Origin of the sequence: Streptomyces sp. NPDC002574 (genome assembly GCF_042889545.1) — a bacterium.
GTDB lineage: Bacteria > Actinomycetota > Actinomycetes > Streptomycetales > Streptomycetaceae > Actinacidiphila.
In genome coordinates, this window is record NZ_JBIARB010000008.1 from 326,105 (window position 1) to 342,706 (window position 16,602).

18 protein-coding genes and 1 pseudogene are annotated in these 16,602 nt (G+C 72.8%); 14 read left to right on the plus strand and 5 right to left on the minus strand.

Translation table 11 applies throughout. The features are described from left to right. Positions 1 to 13: 13 nt before the first annotated feature. Positions 14 to 310 (plus strand): WhiB family transcriptional regulator, encoded by a 297-nt coding sequence (locus ACFYXS_RS21560; RefSeq protein ID WP_389250464.1) that lies wholly within the window; start codon positions 14 to 16, stop codon positions 308 to 310. Between the two features lie 32 nt (positions 311 to 342). Here ACFYXS_RS21560 and ACFYXS_RS21565 read toward each other — a convergent pair whose 3' ends face one another. Further along, the gene (locus tag ACFYXS_RS21565) at positions 343 to 684 is read right to left on the minus strand and encodes a hypothetical protein (protein WP_389250466.1); all 342 of its coding nucleotides are present in this window, start codon (positions 682 to 684) and stop codon (positions 343 to 345) included. 143 nt (positions 685 to 827) lie between these two features. Between ACFYXS_RS21565 and ACFYXS_RS21570 the strand changes: the two genes are divergently transcribed. From ACFYXS_RS21570 to ACFYXS_RS21585, 4 genes and pseudogenes are all read left to right on the plus strand, one after another. Next, positions 828 to 1,061, plus strand: a complete 234-nt coding sequence (locus ACFYXS_RS21570) for a DUF5133 domain-containing protein (RefSeq protein WP_389250468.1) — start codon at positions 828 to 830, stop codon at positions 1,059 to 1,061. A gap of 129 nt (positions 1,062 to 1,190) precedes the next feature. After that, complete coding sequence (locus ACFYXS_RS21575; RefSeq protein ID WP_389250470.1) at positions 1,191 to 1,550, plus strand: STAS domain-containing protein; 360 nt, start codon at positions 1,191 to 1,193, stop codon at positions 1,548 to 1,550. 336 nt (positions 1,551 to 1,886) lie between these two features. Next, a pseudogene (locus tag ACFYXS_RS21580) lies at positions 1,887 to 2,535 on the plus strand (DNA polymerase ligase N-terminal domain-containing protein). An 82-nt stretch (positions 2,536 to 2,617) separates the two neighbouring features. Then, entirely contained in the window at positions 2,618 to 3,823 is a 1,206-nt protein-coding gene (locus tag ACFYXS_RS21585; protein ID WP_389250472.1) for a glycoside hydrolase family 64 protein, read from the plus strand. Here the strand turns inward: ACFYXS_RS21585 and ACFYXS_RS21590 are convergent. Beyond that, positions 3,816 to 4,658 (minus strand): GntR family transcriptional regulator, encoded by an 843-nt coding sequence (locus tag ACFYXS_RS21590; protein WP_319659645.1) that lies wholly within the window; start codon positions 4,656 to 4,658, stop codon positions 3,816 to 3,818. The two genes, ACFYXS_RS21585 and ACFYXS_RS21590, sit on opposite strands and share 8 nt — an antisense overlap. A gap of 243 nt (positions 4,659 to 4,901) precedes the next feature. On the opposite strand from ACFYXS_RS21590, the gene ACFYXS_RS21595 reads away from it, so the two are divergent. Further along, positions 4,902 to 6,359: a cellulose binding domain-containing protein gene (locus tag ACFYXS_RS21595; protein ID WP_389250475.1), complete on the plus strand. Its 1,458-nt coding sequence runs from the start codon at positions 4,902 to 4,904 to the stop codon at positions 6,357 to 6,359. A gap of 130 nt (positions 6,360 to 6,489) precedes the next feature. Here the strand turns inward: ACFYXS_RS21595 and ACFYXS_RS21600 are convergent, their stop codons facing one another. Then, positions 6,490 to 7,317 (minus strand): MHYT domain-containing protein, encoded by an 828-nt coding sequence (locus ACFYXS_RS21600; protein WP_389250477.1) that lies wholly within the window; start codon positions 7,315 to 7,317, stop codon positions 6,490 to 6,492. A gap of 398 nt (positions 7,318 to 7,715) precedes the next feature. After that, on the minus strand, positions 7,716 to 8,657 hold the full coding sequence (locus ACFYXS_RS21605) for a squalene/phytoene synthase family protein (protein ID WP_389250479.1): 942 nt from the start codon (positions 8,655 to 8,657) through the stop codon (positions 7,716 to 7,718). Between the two features lie 313 nt (positions 8,658 to 8,970). Here ACFYXS_RS21605 and ACFYXS_RS21610 point away from each other — a divergent pair, with 313 nt between their 5' ends. The 7 genes from ACFYXS_RS21610 (at position 8,971) to ACFYXS_RS21640 (ending at position 15,543) form a co-directional block, all read left to right on the plus strand. Continuing rightward, positions 8,971 to 9,732, plus strand: a complete 762-nt coding sequence (locus ACFYXS_RS21610) for a DeoR/GlpR family DNA-binding transcription regulator (RefSeq protein WP_389250481.1) — start codon at positions 8,971 to 8,973, stop codon at positions 9,730 to 9,732. A gap of 114 nt (positions 9,733 to 9,846) precedes the next feature. Beyond that, a complete protein-coding gene (locus ACFYXS_RS21615) occupies positions 9,847 to 11,238 on the plus strand; it encodes an ABC transporter substrate-binding protein (protein WP_389250483.1) in 1,392 nt (463 codons plus the stop codon). 7 nt (positions 11,239 to 11,245) lie between these two features. Then, positions 11,246 to 12,220, plus strand: coding sequence for a carbohydrate ABC transporter permease (locus tag ACFYXS_RS21620; protein ID WP_389250485.1), 975 nt, complete (start codon positions 11,246 to 11,248; stop codon positions 12,218 to 12,220). Then, entirely contained in the window at positions 12,217 to 13,068 is an 852-nt protein-coding gene (locus ACFYXS_RS21625; protein ID WP_389250487.1) for a carbohydrate ABC transporter permease, read from the plus strand. Before ACFYXS_RS21620 ends, ACFYXS_RS21625 begins: the two co-directional genes overlap by 4 nt. Beyond that, complete coding sequence (locus tag ACFYXS_RS21630; protein WP_389250489.1) at positions 13,065 to 14,054, plus strand: zinc-dependent alcohol dehydrogenase family protein; 990 nt, start codon at positions 13,065 to 13,067, stop codon at positions 14,052 to 14,054. Before ACFYXS_RS21625 ends, ACFYXS_RS21630 begins: the two co-directional genes overlap by 4 nt. Further along, positions 14,051 to 15,022: a carbohydrate kinase gene (locus ACFYXS_RS21635; RefSeq protein ID WP_389250491.1), complete on the plus strand. Its 972-nt coding sequence runs from the start codon at positions 14,051 to 14,053 to the stop codon at positions 15,020 to 15,022. Before ACFYXS_RS21630 ends, ACFYXS_RS21635 begins: the two co-directional genes overlap by 4 nt. A gap of 50 nt (positions 15,023 to 15,072) precedes the next feature. After that, positions 15,073 to 15,543, plus strand: coding sequence for a DUF5990 family protein (locus ACFYXS_RS21640; RefSeq protein WP_389250494.1), 471 nt, complete (start codon positions 15,073 to 15,075; stop codon positions 15,541 to 15,543). A 2-nt stretch (positions 15,544 to 15,545) separates the two neighbouring features. Here ACFYXS_RS21640 and ACFYXS_RS21645 read toward each other — a convergent pair whose 3' ends face one another. Beyond that, on the minus strand, positions 15,546 to 15,707 hold the full coding sequence (locus ACFYXS_RS21645; RefSeq protein ID WP_389250497.1) for a hypothetical protein: 162 nt from the start codon (positions 15,705 to 15,707) through the stop codon (positions 15,546 to 15,548). 488 nt (positions 15,708 to 16,195) lie between these two features. Between ACFYXS_RS21645 and ACFYXS_RS21650 the strand changes: the two genes are divergently transcribed. Further along, positions 16,196 to 16,453, plus strand: a complete 258-nt coding sequence (locus tag ACFYXS_RS21650) for a hypothetical protein (protein WP_389250499.1) — start codon at positions 16,196 to 16,198, stop codon at positions 16,451 to 16,453. Positions 16,454 to 16,602 lie beyond the last annotated feature (149 nt).

Genomic DNA, 16,602 nt, shown 5'->3' on the forward strand with positions numbered 1-16,602 from the left:
GGAAGGAGTTGCCATGGGCTGGTGGCGAAACGCCGCTTGTTCCGACGAGGATCCCGACCTGTTCTTCCCGGTCAGTGCGTCAGGGCCGGGGGCCGCTCAGGAGGAGCGGGCCAAGGCGGTCTGCGAGCGGTGCCCGGTGGAGGAGCAATGCCTGCAGTGGGCCCTGGACAGCGGGCAGAACCCGGGGATCTGGGGCGGCACGACCGAGGACGACCGACGGGCGATCAAGCGCAGGCGGTCGCGGAGCCGGTCGCACGCACCGTCGGCGCCGTCCTCCCCGCGGAAGGACCGCCGGCCGGCGGTGCGCTGAGCCCCGGGACCGGCGGGCGGCCCGGGTGACGCTCATCCGGTGCGCGGTCCGAGGCTCCGGCCGCGGGCCGGTCCCGGCCGCCGGAAGGCCACCGTGAGGGCGAGCAGCCAGCTCACCGAGAAGGCCGCCGCGACACCGGGCTGCCACGTCACCACGGTCGCCACGAGCAGGGCGATCGTGGCGGCCACGAGCACCGCGACGAGCAGCACCCGGGGCCGCCAGGTCTCGCGGTCGCGCAGGGCGTCCAGTGCCCGGTCACGGGGCGTCAGGCGCATGGTGCGCAGCCGCCGTTCGAGGACGGCGTCGGCGCTCAGCAGACGCTCCATCCCCGCCAGCGTGCGCCTCTCGCGGTCGGACAGTTCCGAACTTTCCATTCCCGGCACCTCCGCGGCTCGCCACCCATGCATGCCATCTACCCCGAATGGGCGCCGGGATGGCGGGTAGCCGGACTCCGGTGGCCCTCCCCCGGCCCCTCGCCGGCCCGCGTGCCCGGCCGGGCGACGGAAGGAGTCCGATCATGCTGGTGGCGCATCCCGTGGTGCTGTACATGCTCGTCGAGCGGTACGAGGCGCTGCGCGCCCGACCGTCGGGGGAGAACGACGCCGAGACCGGCCGGCACCGGGACGATCTCGCCGTCGCCCTGTGCGCGGCCACCGGGGCACCGGACGTGGAAGCGGCGCTGCGCGCCGCGCGCCGCCTGTTACCGGGGACGGGCAAGGAGGTCGGCGGATCCGAGGTCGGCGGATCTTGAGGACGGCCGGTCGGCACGGTGTGGCGGTGTGGTGAAAGGGCCGGTCCGCGCCCTGCATCACTTGACCGGACCGGCGGGCGGGCCGACCCTGAAAAGGATCGAGCGTTCCACCCCCACTGGGAGCTCCACGTGCCACCCCTCCCCTCACCCCGTCCGGCATGGGCCGCCCACCGGCTCACGGTCCGCTTCGGCGGGGCCGGGGACCGGCCGCTGGCCATCGTCGCCGGTGAGATCGACCAGGACTGCGCCGAGGACCTGCGGCACGCCCTGGAGGCGGCGCTGGGCGACGGCACGGACGGCCCCGGCGGCCTCGACGTCGACCTGCGCGACGTCTCCTTCTGCGACTGCGCAGGGCTCAACGCCCTGCTGCGGGTCCGCCTGCACGCCCTGGACAGCGGCCGCACGGTCCGGCTCAGCGCGGTCAGCGGGCAGGTGGGACGGCTGCTGTCGCTCTCCGGCACGGAGGACCTCTTCGCCGCCGCCGCGTGAGGACCGCGGGAACGGGCCGTGTCACCGCCGCGGCACCGGGTAGCCGACCGTGGAGAACGCCTCGATCCACTTCCGAGGAGGACCAGGTCATGACCGACCCAGTGCCCCCGAGCCCCGTCCCCTCGCCGGGTCCCACGGGCCCCGGCCCGGGCCCTTCGCCCGGCCCCGTGCCGCCGCCCGTCGGCCCCGACCCCGTACCGCCGGAGCCGCCGCGCCCCGGCCCCGACCCGCTGCCCCCGGACCCGACGCCGCCCGGTCCCGGACCGGAACCGGGCCCCCTCCCGGACCCCGGTCCGAGCCCCGCGCCCGCCACCTGACCGCGGGAGGGAGAACGCCGTGGCCGCCGGGAAGCCGCCGGCGGAGTACCACCGCGAGCGGGCCCTCGCCAGGACGTCCGAGCCCGAGGGCGGCCGCCGCGATCCGGACGGCGAGCCCCGGTTCGTCGTCCGGATCCACGACGCGGGCACGACGCACTTCGACTTCCGCCTCGAAGGGGACGGCGTACTCAGGGGCTGGGCCGTCCCCAAGGGGCCGTCCGGCGAGCCGCACGACACGTGCCTGGCGGTGCCCGCCGAGGACCATCCGCTGGAGTACGCGGAATTCGAGGGCGTCATCGGGCGAGGCGAGTACGGCGGGGGAACCGTGATCGTCCGGGACACCGGGACGTAGCGGCCCCTCACCGACCGCGCCTTCGCGGCGGCGCTCGCCCGCGGGCAGGCCTCGTTCCGGCTCGACGGCGGGAAACTGCGCGGCGGTTACGCCCTGACCCGGACCCGCCCGGCGGGCGAGGACGGCCGCGACGAGACCTGGCGGCTGGTCAAGAAGGCCGACCTGTACGGCTCCGCGCAGCACCACCGACCCGCGCCGCGCCCGCTCGGCCCGTCCGAGCCGCACGCTGCGCCAGGTTGCCGTGGCCGCCCCGGCCTTGGCCGCCGAGGGGGGGCAACACAACTCCCGCACAAACGACTTGGGAACAGCGGATTGACAGTGCTCGCTGTGCGCGGGAATTTGAGAGCGCTCTCATCAGAGCGCTCTCATCCTCCACCCCCCACACGAGGAGGAACCACGTGCACGCCCGAGTCGCACCACGCAGAGTCCTCGCGGTGCTGTTCGCCGCACTGCTGGTGGCCGTGGGCCTGACGGCCCTCGGCACCACGTCCCGTGCCGGCGCCGCGGTGCCGGCCACCATCCCACTGACCGTCACCAACAACTCCGGCCGTTCGGGGCCGGTGTACCTGTACGACCTCGGCACCCAGCTGTCGACCGGACAGCAGGGCTGGGCCGACGCGAACGGCACGTTCCACGCCTGGCCGGCCGGGGGCAACCCGCCGACGCCGGCGCCGGACGCCTCGATCGCGGGGCCCGCGAACGGCCGGTCGGTCACCATCCGGATGCCCAAGTTCTCGGGGCGGCTGTACTTCTCGTACGGCCAGAAGCTGGTCTTCAAGCTGACGACGGGCGGCCTGGTGCAGCCCGCCGTCCAGAACCCGAGCGACCCCAACCGCGACATCCTGTTCAACTGGACCGAGTACACCCTCAATGACGCCGGGCTGTGGATCAACAGCACCCAGGTGGACATGGTCTCGGCCCCCTACGCGGTCGGCGTCGGGCTCGCCGACGGCTCCGTCAAGAGCACGGGGCACTTCAAGCCGGGCGGCTGGACCGGGTTCTTCGACGCCCTGCGCGCCCGGCCCGGCGGCTGGGCCGGCCTGATCCAGACCCGCTCCGACGGGACCGTGCTGCGCGCCCTGTCCCCCGGCCACGGCATCGAGACCGGCGCCCTGCCGCGCACGGTCATGGACGACTACGTCAACCGCGTCTGGCAGAAGTACTCGACCTCCACCCTGACCGTGACCCCGTTCACCGACCAGCCCGGCACCAGGTACTTCGGGCGGGTCTCGGGCAACGTCATGAACTTCACCAACTCCTCCGGGGCGGTGGTCACCTCCTTCCAGAAGCCCGACTCCGACAGCGTCTTCGGTTGCTACAAGCTGCTGGACGCCCCCAACGACCTGGTGCGCGGCCCCATCTCGCGCACGCTGTGCGCCGGCTTCAACCGCTCGACGCTGCTGGTCAACCCCAATCAGCCGGACACGAGTGCGGCGAACTTCTACCAGGACGCCGTCACCAACCACTACGCCCGCGCACTCCACGAGCGGATGGCGGACGGCAGGGCGTACGCCTTCGCCTTCGACGACGTCGGCAACCACGAGTCGCTGGTCAACGACGGCAATCCGCAGCAGGCCTACATCACCCTGGACCCGTTCAGCTAGAACGCGGCTGGACGTCCCCGACGAGGGAGGCGAGCGTGCCGGCCGGTGCGGCGCGCTCGTCCGGGGGCATGCCGGGGTGGTGCCCGGCCGGGGCGGGCCCCGGGGGGACCGTGCCGGCCAGCGCGAGCCGGGAGACGATGCGGTAGCGGTCGCCCCGGTAGAGGGAGTGCACGTACTCCACGGGCTGCCCCTGCGCGTCGCAGGTGAGGCGGTCGAAGAGCAGCGCCGGGGAGAGCACGGGCACCGCGAGCAGCCGCGCCTCCTCCTCGTTGGCGACCGTGGGCTCGATGGACTGGACGGCCTCGTGGACGTGGACGCCGTGCCGGTCGCGCAGGAAGGCGTAGAAGTCCCCGGACTCCATGTCGGCGGCGCGCAGTCCGGGCACCAGGCCGGCGGGTACGTGCAGGTACTCCACCGCCATGGGCTCGCCGTCGACCAGGCGCAGCCGCGCGATGTAGACGATCTCGGCGGCGGGCGAGATGCGCAGCTTGCGGCCGACACGCGCGCCCGCCCGTACGGTGGCGAACTCCAGCACGCGGCTGAGCCAGTCGCCCCCGGCCTGCGGCAGGGTGAAGACGCTGGCGCCCTGTGCGAGTTCCTGGGTGATCTTCGCGGGCGCGACGAACATGCCGCTGCCGTGCCGGCGCACCAGCAGGCCGGTGTTGACGAGTTCGTCGACGGCGGAGCGCACCGTGGGGCGGGAGACGTCCAGCCGCTCGCACAGCGCGCGTTCCGACGGGATCGGTGTGCCGGGTTCCTGTGACTCGACGAGCTCCAGCAGATGGTCGCGGACCTTCTCCCGCTTCAGCGGCGACCGCGGCGCCTCGCCCGCCATGGATCAGCCCCCCGTTCCCTGTCCGGTACCCGGCCGTACGGCGCGACGCCGCACGGTGCGAGGCTAGCCAGTTGCTGACCAGTTCACCAGTGGTTACGGCCCAACGGATCGGCATGGAGTCCCGATTCCCTTGCTCCCCAGCCTCTTGACCCCCCATCAGGTCTATGCCATTTTCCCTTACCAGTGGAAGACCAGTTGCCAAGTGGTAAGCCCCACGCACTCCACCGACTGGAAGGGATCACCATGTCAGGAACGTCCCGCACCACCGCCCGGGGGCGCGGATCCGTCCGGGTCCGCACGGCCATGGCCGTCGTCGCCGCGGCCGGTCTGGCCTGTGCCGGGCTGACCGCCCTGCCCGCGTCCGCCGCGGTGGGCACCCTCAGTGCCCAGTACCGCACCAGCGCCGCCGGGGCGACCGCCGACCAGGCCGAGCCCTGGTTCGAGATCACCAACACCGGGAGCACCGGCGTCCCGCTCAGCGAGGTGACGCTGCGCTACTACTTCAAGGCCGACAGCGCCGGCACCGCGTACCGCTTCGCCTGCTCCTGGGCGGTCAAGGGCTGCGCCAACATCACCGGCACCTTCGGCACGCTCGCCAATCCCACCGCGACCGCCGACCGCTACCTGGAGATCGGCTTCACCTCCGGCGCCGGCACCCTCGCCCCGGGCCAGAACACCGGCGACATGCAGCTGCGCTTCTACCGCGCGGACTGGCAGCGGCTCACGCAGTCCGACGACTACTCCTTCAACGGGGCGCAGACCGCCTACGCCGACTGGAGCAAGGTCACCCTGCAGCGCGGCGGCTCCGTCGTCTGGGGCACCGCCCCGGCCGGCAACAACCCCACCGATCCCCCCACCGACCCGCCGACCACGCCGCCCACCGACCCCAACGCGCCCGCGCTCTTCGACGACTTCCGCTACGCCTCCAGCAGCGACCCGGCGCTGCAGAGCCACGGCTGGACCGTCAAGTCCGGCCAGGGCGGGCCGGGCGTGCCCGGCGCCACGTGGTCCCCGCAGGACGTCACCTTCGTCGCGGGCACCGGCGCCGACAAGGTCATGAACCTCCGCCTCACCACCGACGGCACCGCCGCCGGCACCAAGGAGACCGAGCTCCAGACCAGCGCCCGCAAGTTCCGCAACGGCACCTACGCGGCGCGGGTGCGCTTCGACGACACCCCGACCGGCGGCCCGGACGGGGACCACATCGTCCAGACGTTCTTCGCCTTCACCCCGCTGAACGCCCCCATGGACCCCGACTACAGCGAGCAGGACTTCGAGTACCTGCCCAACGGCGGCTGGGGCGAGCCGAGCAACATCATGTACACGACGTCCTGGGAGACCTACAACCCCGACCCCTGGAACGCCGTCAACACGCACTCGGAGAGCCGCGCCGACTACGACGGCTGGCACGACCTGCAGGTCACCATCGACAACAGCGCCATCACCTACTCCATCGACGGCCAGGTCTTCGGCACGCACGGCGAGCCGTACCTGCCCGAGACCAGCCAGTGGATCGACTTCAACCACTGGCTGATCGACCTCGTCGGCCAGACCGGCAGCACCGCGCGCTCGTACGACCAGCAGGTCGACTGGGTCTACTTCGTCAAGGACCAGGTCCTGACCCCGGCGCAGGTCGCCGCCCGGGTCGCCGCCTACCGCGCGGCGGGCACGGCCTTCACCGACACCGTGCCCGGGAGCTGACCGGACGCCGCGCCGCCGCCCACCGCCACAGGGGCGTGGTGGGCGGCGGCGCGGACCCGAAACAATCCCGACGCGAGTGAGTGACATCGCGTCAGGTGATTTCCGGCCGGCCCCTGGGGGCCGGTCGCTTTCAGGCCCCGAATTCCCCGGATTCGCGGTACGGCTCGCTCTGCGCGCCGCCGAATGCGCCGTACGCGCCCGGGCCGGAAACGTGAACGCCGCCGCGCCCCGCGATCCGGAATTCCTCCGCCGGAGCGGCCGGGACCGCCACGTCCTTCCGCACGTCCTGGACGGGACTCATCAGCACGGCGAACGTGATCACCATGAGTTCGAGACCGAGGCCGATGATGAGCGGTGCGACGAGAACGAGTCCGGTGACACCGCTGTCGCTGTGGACACCGGACACACCCCGCACGTTCACTGCCGCCATTCCCGTGTAGTGCATACCGCTGATCGCGATCGCCATCACCAGGGCCGCGCCGAGCGTGGCCCAGGTCCCCGTCACCCGCAGGGTGAACCACAGCGCGGCGGTGGCGGCCACGACGGCGATCACCACGGAGAGCACCACGAGCCAGGTCGTGTAGACGACCTCTCCCGGGAACAGCAGGGCCTCCATGCCCATGTAGTGCATCGCGGCGACACCGAAGCCGGCGCCGACACCGCCGCTGAGCAGCCCGGACCAGGACCGCCGCACTCCGGCGACGAACATGCCGAGGCCGACGATGACGATGGCGACCAGCAGGCTGACGATGGTCAGCGGCACGTCGTAGTGGAACTCCACCCCGTCGACGGCGAAGCCGAGCATGGCGATGAAATGCATGCCCCAGATGCCGGATCCGAGGGTCACCGCACCGGCGACGAGCCACGACCAGCCCCGAGCGAGCCCCCGGGCGTGGAAACGGGCCGCGCAGGCGAGCCCGAGTCCGGAACCCACCGCCGCCATGAGATAGGCGAGCAAGGGATACAAGGCATGCGAATAGAGATGCTGATGCTGCCCCACGAAGGAACTCCCCACCTGGCATGGACGGTACGCGCTCCACCGGATAAGGAAAGAGGGGAACGGGCCGCCGACCGGCCGCCATCTGTGCCCACAATCCTCGCCGGCGTACCGCCCGCAATTCGGAATCGGGTCACCCGCGACGGCGCCCTTGCCGTTCCACGGGGCACGGTCACGGCGACTCCCCCGTCGCCCGACCACCGATGCTTGAACCTTATATTAAGTGCCGGAAGGTGCCGCACGCCCACGCCATCGGAAACACGCCGTTCCCATAGGGGGAATTCTCACCCACGGGAAATGCCGCGGCGGGCGACCCGAATGGACGACCCGGCCCGCCCGCCGCGCGGGCGCGGGACCCTTCAGCGTGACGCGGAACGGCGCAGCGTGCCCGCGTAGGCGCCGGCGAGGGTGCCCAGCGCGGCGGCGACCGGGCGCCGCGCGGGCCCGGTGAGCAGCGCGGCGCCGGTGCGTTCCGCCGCCCGCAGCCGGTGGCCCTGGAGGTCGATCAGAGCGCGCGTCATGGGCCGGTGGGGCACCGGGACGATGTCGGCCAGACGGCGGGCGTCGGCGAGACCGCGCCGGGTGGTCGCGGCGACGTCACGCACCAGGCTCGCGAAGTCGCCCTCCGGCGCGCGGTGTTCGAGGCCGGCGCGGGTGAGCCCGTGGCGGGCGAGGGCGTCCTCGGGAATGCCGAGGCGGGCGGCCCGCAGGTCCTCGGTCACGTCCTCCAGGAAGTCCAGCCGCTGGGCGGCCTCGACGAAGGTGCGGCAGGCGGCCCGGTAGCCGGCGTACCCGGTGGGCGGGGCGAGCAGGCAGGCGACGAGGAGGAAGGCGGGCAGGGAGTACGCGTCCACGTAGGCCTGGAAGTCGGCCTCGGTGGCGAAGCCCCGCCAGCCGGCGTCGGCCGGGGCGGCGACGAGGTACTCGGCCACCACGTCGCCGAGCACGGGCCGCCGGGAGACGGTGTGGGCGAGGGCCCGCAGCACCCGATCGCCGTCGCCGTCGCCGCCCTCGCCCCCGGTGCCGTCCTCCAGGGCCCCGCGCACGCGGCGCTCCCACGCCGTGAAGGCCGTGAAGGCCGCGTCGCCGTCGGCGTCCTGGTCGAGCAGGTTGTCCGTGTGGTGCATGAACGCGATGGCGGCGACGACGTCGGGGACGAGGTCCGCCGGCAGCAGCAGCCGCACGCCGAGGAACGTGGCACGGTCGAAGCGGGCGACCAGGCGGCGCTGGGCGGTGTAGGCCTCGCGCAGCGCCGGATCGTCGATGCCGGCCCGGTCCAGGGTGTGCCGCCAGGTGGTCATCGTTCCGCCGCTCCGATCGTCCGGCCAGCAGGGTCCCGGCGACGAGTCAAACGCAGAAAAACCGGCAAACACACTGCCCGGATGCCGCCGAACACCCTCTGAGCTGGGATTCACCGTACCGGGAAACGGGTGGATCCGGGCACAGTCTTCCCTTGTACGGGCTGACCCGCGCGCGTCCCACGGCGGTATAAATCTCGGGCAGGCCCAAACGGGCACCGGATGCCCGAAGTTGCCCGAACGGCCATGGGGCATCGGCAAACGGCGTGTGCGGCCGGCGTGACCGGCCGACCGGCGGACCAGGGAGGTGCGGGACATGCGGGGCGACGAACGGCAGCACCGGATCCTGGCCCTGGTGCGGCAGTCCGGCCAGGTGGAGGTCACCGTACTGGCCTCGGACTTCAAGGTCGCGCCGGAGACCATCCGCCGCGATCTGAGCGAACTGGAGCGCAGGGGACTGGTCCGCCGCACCCACGGCGGTGCCTATCCCGTGGAGAGCGCGGGCTTCGAGACCGACCTGGCCCGGCGCGAGACCCATCACGTGGAGAGCAAGCGCCGGATCGCCGCTGCCGCGGTGAAGCTGCTCGGCGAGGCCGAGACCGTGTTCGTCGACGAGGGCTACACGCAGCAGTTGCTGGCGGCCCTGCTCCCCGCCGACCGGCCGCTGACGGTGGTGACCGCCTCGCTCCCCACCGCGGCAGCCATCGCCCAGTCCTCCGAGACCACCGTGCTGCTGCTCGGGGGCCGGGTACGGGGCCGCACTCTGGCCACCGTCGGCTCCTGGGCGACCCAGATGCTGTCCTCGTTCGTCATCGACCTGGCGATCATGGGGGCCAACGGCATCTCCCGCGACTTCGGGCTGACCACCCCCGATCCCGTCGTCGCGGACGTCAAGGCACAGGCGGTGCGCTCCGCGCGGCGGCGCGTACTGGTCGGGATCCACACCAAGTTCGGCGTCTCGAGCTTCTGCCGGTTCGCGGAGATCGGCGACTTCGAGACCGTCGTGACCGACACGGGCCTGCCGGCCGCGGAGGCCCACCGCTACTCCCTGCTCGGACCCAACGTCATCCGCGTCTGACCACCCTCCCCCCCCAGCCCGCGTGCGAGCCGCCGCGGGCCGGCCCGGCACACCCTCGCGCGCCTCCGACCCGGCGCGCACCGCCCGGGACCCACCCAGAGAAAGGCCTCCCCCATGCGTGCCCACGACCCCCGAACGCCACGGCGGCGTCCCGTCGTCCCCCGCCTCACCGTCGTCGCGGCGTCTGCCGCCCTGGTGGCCACCGGCTGCGCCGGCGCGGGCGGCGGCGGGAGCTCCGACGGCGGATCCGGCGGCGGCTCGGTGAACGTGCTGATGGTCAACAACCCGCAGATGCTGGACCTGCAGAAGCTGACCGCCTCCGACTTCACCAAGACCACCGGCATCAAGGTCAACTTCACGGTGCTGCCCGAGAACGACGTCCGGGACAAGATCAGTCAGGAGTTCTCCAGCCAGGCCGGCACCTACGACGTGGCCTCCATCAGCAACTACGAGGCGCCGATCTACGGCAAGAACGGCTGGCTGGCGCCGCTGGACGACACCGTCGCCAAGGACCCGGACTTCGACCAGGCCGACATCCTGCCGTCCATGAAGGAGAGTCTGACCGGCGGCGACGGCAAGCTGTACGCCGAGCCCTTCTACGGCGAGTCGTCGTTCCTGATGTACCGCAAGGACGTGCTGCAGTCCAAGGGTCTCACCATGCCCGCGCACCCCACCTGGCAGCAGGTCGCGGACCTCGCGGCGAAGGCGGACGGGGCCGGGCCCGGCATGAAGGGCATCTGCCTGCGCGGACTGCCCGGCTGGGGCGAGGTGATGGCGCCGCTGACGACCGTGGTCAACACCTTCGGCGGCACGTGGTTCACCAAGGACTGGCAGGCGCAGGTGAACGCTCCCGCCTTCAAGGAGGCGACGAAGTTCTATGTCGACCTGGTCCGCGCGCACGGCGAGGCGGGCGCCCCGCAGGCCGGCTTCGCCGAGTGCCTGGGCGCCTTCCAGCAGGGCAAGACGGCCATGTGGTACGACGCCACCTCGGCGGCCGGCATCCTCGACAGCGCCGACTCCCCCGTCGCCGGCAAGGTCGGCTACGCGCCGGCGCCCGTGGTGAACACCGAGAACTCCGGCTGGCTGTACACCTGGGCATGGGGCATCCAGAAGGCGAGCAAGCACCAGGACGACGCCGCGAAGTTCGTGGCCTGGGCCTCGGGCAAGGGGTACGAGGAACTGGTCGGCAAGAAGCTGGGCTGGGCCCGTGTCCCGGCCGGCAAGCGCACCTCGACGTACGCGAACGCCGACTACCTCAAGGTCGCCGGCCCGTTCGCCAAGGCGACGGAGGAGGCCATCGCCGGCGCCGACCCGCGCGACCCCGGCACCCAGCCCCGGCCCACCCTGGGCATCCAGTTCGTCGACATCCCGGAGTTCCCGGACCTCGGCACGAAGGTCTCCCAGGAGATCGCCTCCGCCATCGCCGGGCGCACCTCGGTGGACGCCGCGCTGGACAAGTCCCAGCAGCTGGCCGACAAGGTCGCGGCGCAGTACCGGAACGGGTGATTCGGACATGACCGGTACATCCAGCACTGTCGCGGAGAGGGCGCGCGGCCGGGCGCCGGCGCGGCCGGCCGCCGCCCGGCCACCGGGCCTGGACCGGGCCGCGGCCTGGGCCCGCCGCGCGCCGCTCATGCCGGCCCTGGTGTTCATGGTGGTCGTCACCCAACTGCCTTTCGTGGCCACGCTGGTGATCTCCTTCATGAACTGGAACGCGCTCTACCCCGACCGCCGGGGCTTCACCGGACTGAGCAACTACACCGATGTGTTCGGCGACGCCGATCTGCGGTCGTCCGTACTGACCACGGTGTGGCTGACGGCCGGCGTCGTCCTGGTCAGCCTGGTGCTGGGGCTGCTCCTCGCCCTGCTGCTTGACCGCCGTTTCCGGGGCCGCGGGCTGGTGCGCACCCTGCTGATCGCGCCCTTCCTGCTGGTCCCGGTGGCCTCCGCGCTGCTGTGGAAGCACGCGCTCTACAACCCGGAGTACGGGCTGTTCAACGGCGCGCTGACCTGGCTGTGGAAGCTGTTCGGCAGCGACCGCCCGCCGCAGCCCGACTGGATCACCTCCATGCCGCTGGGGGCGATCACGGCCTCGCTGGTGTGGCAGTGGACCCCGTTCATGATGCTGATCCTGCTCGCCGGACTGCAGAGCCGTTCCACGGAGGCGGTGGAGGCGGCCCGGGTGGACGGCGCGAACGCCTGGCAGGTCTTCCGCCACCTGACACTGCCGCACCTGCGCCGCTACCTCGAACTGGCCGCCCTGCTCGGGTCGATCTACGTCGTGCAGAACTTCGACGCGGTCTTCACCCTCACCTCGGGCGGCCTCGGCACCGCCAACCTGCCGTACACGATCTACGAGTCCTTCTACAAGGCGCACGACTACGGCCGGGCGTCCGCCGCCGGCGTCGTCGTGGTCGCCGGGACGATCGTCGTCGCCACCCTCGCCCTGCGACTGGTGTCGACGCTGCTGAAGGAGGAGTCCTCATGAGCGCCGTCGTCGCTCCCCCGGCCACCAGGCGGCGTTCCGGCTCCCTGTGGGGGCTGGTCGCCTGGGCGGCCGGGCTGCTCTTCGTCCTGCCCATCGTCTGGATGGTGCTGACCTCGCTGCACCGCGAGACGGACGCGGCGACGAACCCGCCCTCGCTGGGGGCCGGGCTCACCCTGGACGGCTACCGCGAGTTCTTCGGGGCCTCCACCGGTGCCAGCCCGTGGCCCGCGCTCATCAACTCACTGACCGCGAGCCTGGTCTCCACCCTGCTGGTGCTCGCACTGGCCGTGCCCGCCGCGTACGCGCTGTCGATCCGGCCCGTGCGGAAGTGGTCCGACGTGCTGTTCTTCTTCCTGTCGACCAAGATGCTGCCCGCGGTGGCCGGTCTGCTGCCCGTCTACCTCGTGGCGCAGAACCTGGGCCTGCTGGACAACATCTGGCTGATGGTCCTGCTGTACACCTCGATGAACCTGCCGATCGCGGTCTGGATGATGCGGTCCTTCCTGGCCGAGATCCCGGTGGCGATCCTGGAGGCCGCGTCCATCGACGGGGCCGGGCTGCCGACCGTCTTCCGCCGCGTCGTCCTCCCGCTCTCCGCGCCGGGCATCGCCGCCACCTCGCTGATCTGCTTCATCTTCAGCTGGAACGAGATGCTCTTCGCGCGGGTGCTGACCGGGGTGCGCTCGGTGACCGCGCCGGTCTTCCTCACCTCCTTCGTCACCAGTCAGGGACTCTTCCTCGCGAAGGTCTGCGCCGCGGCCGTCGTGGTGTCCCTGCCCGTCCTCGTCGCCGGATTCGCCGCCCAGGACCGTCTGGTCCAGGGCCTGTCCCTGGGAGCCGTCAAGTGAAGGCAGTGGTCATCGCCGAGCCCGGAAAGATCGAGCTCGCCACCGTCGAGGACCCGGCACCCGGGCCGCGGGACGTGGTCGTCGCCGTGTCGGCGTGCGGGCTGTGCGGCACCGATCTGCACATCCTGCGGGGCGAGTTCGCGCCCACCCTGCCGATCGTGCCCGGGCACGAGTTCGCGGGCGAGGTGGTCGCGGTGGGGTCGGCCGTCACCGAACTGGCGGTCGGCGCGCGGGTGGCGGTCGATCCCTCGCTGCACTGCGGCGAGTGCTACTACTGCCGCCAGGGCCGGGGCAATCTGTGCGAGCGGTGGGCCGCGATCGGCGTGACCGAGCCCGGCGGCGCCGCGGAGTTCGCGGTCGCCCCGGTGGCCAACTGCGTGGTCCTGCCGGAGCACGTGGCGACCGCCGACGCGGCGCTGATCGAGCCCCTGTCGTGCGCGGTGCGCGGCTACGACGTGCTGCGCGGCCGGCTCGCCTCCCATGTGCTGATCTACGGCTCCGGCACGATGGGCCTGATGATGCTGGAGCTGGCCAAGCGCACCGGGGCCGCGAGCGTCGACGTCGTGGACATCAACCCGGAACGGCTCGCCACCGCGCGCTTGCTGGGGTGCGACAACACGGCGGCGTCGGCGGACGAGATCGCCCGCCCGCGCGGCTGGGACGTGGTGATCGACGCCACCGGCAACGCCGCCGCCATCCAGGACGGCCTGGAACGGGTCGGCAGGGGCGGCACCTTCCTGCAGTTCGGTGTCGCGGACTACGCGGCCCGCGCCGTCATCGAGCCGTACCGGATCTACCACCAGGAGATCACCATCACCGGCTCGATGGCCGTGCTGCACAGCTACGAGCGGGCCGCCGAACTGTTCGCGGCCGGGGTGCTGGATCCCGGGGTCTTCATCAGCGACCGCTTCCCGCTGGGCGACTACGCGCACGCCATCGAGCGGTTCACCGCGGGCATCGGCCGCAAGATCCTGGTGCAGCCGTGACCGCGCCCGCCGCGCCCGCCGCGCCCGCCACGCTCGTCGTCGGCGAGGCGCTGGCGGACGTGGTGGTGACCGCCGACGGCGAGGCCGCCCACCCGGGCGGCAGCCCCGCCAACGCCGCCCTGGGCCTGGCCCGCCTCGGCCACCGCGTGGAACTGGCCACGCGGTTCGGCCGGGACGCGTACGGCGAGCTGCTGCGGGAGCACCTGACCGGCTCCGGGGTCGTGCTGGCCCCGGGGTCGGTGGGGGACGGCCCCACCTCCACCGCCCGTGCCCACCTCGACGCCCACGGCAGCGCCGCCTACCGCTTCGACATCACCTGGGACCCGGCACCGCCCCGGCTGCCCGCCGTGCCCGGCCACCTCCACACCGGTTCCGTCGCGACCGCCCTGGAGCCGGGCGCGTCCCGGGTCCTGGCGCTCGTCGAGGCGGCCCGCGCGGCGGGCCACACCGTGTCGTACGACCCGAACCTCCGGCCCGCGCTGATGGGGCCGCCGGAGGCCGAACGGCCGCGTGTGGAGCGGTTGGTGGCTCTCTGCGACGTCGTGAAGGCGAGCGAGGAGGACCTGGCCTGGCTCTGTCCGGGCCGGGCACCTGCGGACGTCGCGGCGGACTGGGCGCGCCGGGGCCCCTGCCTGGTCGTCGTGACCCGGGGCGCGGACGGCGCCGAGGCGTTCTGGTCGCCGGACGGCGGGCACCGTGTGCCCGGGCGCCGGGTCCCGGTGGTCGACACCATCGGCGCCGGTGACGCCTTCATGGCGGGGCTGCTGGCGGGGCTGCTCTCCGCCGGGCTGCTCGGCGACCGCGCGGGCCGGCTGCGGCTGCGCGCGGCCACCCGCGGCGGCCCCGCGTTCCCCGAGGTGGCGGCCGCGCTCGGGCTCGCGGCGCGGGTGGCGGAGCTGACGTGCGCACGCCGCGGTGCCGACCCGCCGTCCCTGGCGGAGGTGACGCGGGCGGCGGCCGTAGGATGACCGGGCCGGTGGCCCGTCGGGGCACCGGCCGGGCGGGAGGTGAGGCGGTCGTGCGGATCCGGATCGAGGGCCACGAACTGCCCGGGCGTACGCAGGCGTGCGGCCCGGAGGGCTCCGTCTACACGGACGTCCATGTCGCGGTCCAGCGCCGCAACCGCCCCGCGGAGTTGCTGGACCTCCAGCCGGCGGACGCCGCGACGGTCACCTGGACTCTGGAGTGTGCCGCCACGGCCACCCCTGAGGGTGTCGACCTCAGGGGGCCGTATGTGCAGGGCGGGCCCGGCGGCCGGTTCGTCTACCTGTCGTGGGGCGCCGTGGACGGCGCGGGCGGCTTCACGATGTTCCGCCGGGCCAAGCTCATGCTGGGCGGCGTCGACCAGGACGTGATGGAGAAGTCGGTCCGGTCCGGCCTGCTCGTGGGCAGGATCGCTCTCACCGACGGCGGAGGGCACCCTGTGTGCGCTGCCGTGCGGCCACCGCGGATCGCCTGGTCGGCGGGGCGAGCGGGCTCAGCGGGCTGAGGTCAGTCCTCGCCCCGGACGATGTTCCAGTCCGTGCTGTTGTCCTGGTCCCGCTCCGGCTTGTCGGCGCGCTTGGCCGTCTTCACCACGGCCGGCCTGCAGGTACGTATCTGCTGGTCACGCGGTATTCGGGTACTGATGGGGTGGCCGTTCCTGTTGTCCACGGTCCGGTGCCTCCTCGATTCCTCTCAAATGTCGACATACCCACTTGAATAGTACATACACGAACGACCTCGGCCCCCGTCCGGGCACGCTGCGTGAGGGCTTCCGCCCAGGTGTCACGATGCGCTCGGGTTCGCGGCGGAACGGGGGTGTTCCTGGATGAGGGAACCCAGCCGGAGGGCACCGCCCGCCATGGTCGCGCCTGCCCCGTCCTGCGGGACGGAAACCGCCGGCCGACCCGGCCGGCCCCCGGCCGCGACCCCGCCACCGTGCCGCGACACGCCGTCCCACCTGCGCGAACGCTCCTGGACCGCGGAGAGGGCGGCCGTCCACTGCCGGCCGACGGTCCGCGGTTCCGTAAATGGCCTTATTCCAGCAAATTGAGTGTCATCACGGGCGTGCCGCCGTCGCTGCCGGGGTGCGGGGGCCGACGCTTGCCCTGTCCAACCCCGCGGATGCCCCCGGGCACCCGCCGAGACAGGAGGTCCCCATGCGTCTTCCCCGCTTCGCGACCGCGGTAGGTGTGGCCGTCGTCGTCGTCCTGGGTGGTGCCGCCGGCGCCGGCGCCGCCACCCCGGAGCTGGTCGGCACCCACGCCGGCCACGGCTCGCACGCCACACACGACGACCACGGCCGCCACGGGCACCACGCCCGTCACCACGGCCGCCACCTGCCCAAGTGGCACGGTCACCGGCACCACCGTGACAACCACCGTCACCACCCGTTCGCCAAGCACCACCGCCGCTGACCCTCGGCGGCAGGCCCTTGAGGCGGGGGGGGGGGGGCGCGGGGGGGGGGGGGGGGGCCCCGCCCTGGTGCGCCGCGTGCGGGTGGCCGCGCGGGCCGGCACCCACCCCAGCGAGGACGTCGTCGGGGGGGCGGAGAGAGAGGGACGGT